Origin of the sequence: Frankia sp. Hr75.2, from assembly GCF_949319125.1 — a bacterium.
Taxonomy (GTDB): Bacteria; Actinomycetota; Actinomycetes; order Frankiales; family Frankiaceae; genus Parafrankia; species Parafrankia soli.
In genome coordinates this window covers 1-891 of record NZ_CASGGV010000189.1, presented here as the reverse complement: position 1 = coordinate 891, position 891 = coordinate 1, and the positions used below count along the sequence as shown (strand labels likewise).

1 protein-coding gene is annotated in these 891 nt (G+C 69.4%); it reads left to right on the top strand.

Translation table 11 applies throughout. The features are described 5' to 3' along the window. A partial coding sequence (locus AC559T_RS14540; protein ID WP_498869055.1) for a zinc ribbon domain-containing protein occupies positions 1-861 on the top strand: 861 nt, incomplete at its 5' end. Positions 862-891 lie beyond the last annotated feature (30 nt).

The window sequence follows — 891 nt, the reverse complement described above, 5'->3', positions numbered from 1 at the left end:
GGGAAGGCCCGTGACTCGTTCCGGTACACCACCGGCTCCTACGGTCCGGACGGGGACCGGCATGTGAAACTGCCCCGGATCGGCCGGGTGAAGGTCCACGAGCCGATGGGCGCGCTCACCGCTCTGCTCGGCGACGGCCGTGCCCGCCTCCTCGGCGCGGCCGTGTCCCGCACGGCTGGCCGCTGGTTCGTGTCGTTCACCGTGCAGGTCGAGCGGGAGATCCCCGACGGGCCGTCCGCCCGGCAGGCCACTGGTGGTGTGATCGGTGTCGACCTGGCGAAACAGCATGCCCACACCGCCAACCAGCGGCGCGACGGGCTACACAAGGTCACCACCAACCTCGCCCGGACCCACCACACGGTGGTCATCGAGGATCTGCACGTCGCCGGCATGGTGCGTAACCACAACCTGGCGAAGGCGGTCTCCGACGTCGGCATGGGCGAACTGCGCCGCCAGTTGGAGTACAAGTGCGGCCGGTGGGTTCGCGACCCGAAGACCAGGACGCAGGTGTACGTGCCCGGCTGGCATGGCGCGCACCTGCACGTCGCGGACCGTTGGTACCCAAGCTCGAAGACCTGTTCCGGCTGTGGCTGGCGAAACCCAGGCCTGACACTGTCGGACCGCACCTTCTCCTGCCCGTCCTGCGGGCTGGTGATCGACCGCGACGAGAACGCGGCGGTCAACCTGGCTCGGCTCGTCGACCGCGAGTACATCGGCGACGTTAAAACAGCCCGTGGAGCCGACCGTAAGACCAACGCGCCAGCACCACCGGCGCGGCGGCGGGTGGCTGTGAAGCGGGAACCGGGCACGGCCAAGACCGGTCAGACCCGGGGTGCCTCACCGAAAGGTGAGGCGGCATGAGCGGCGCTATCCGGCGCTCTCGTGCAACGG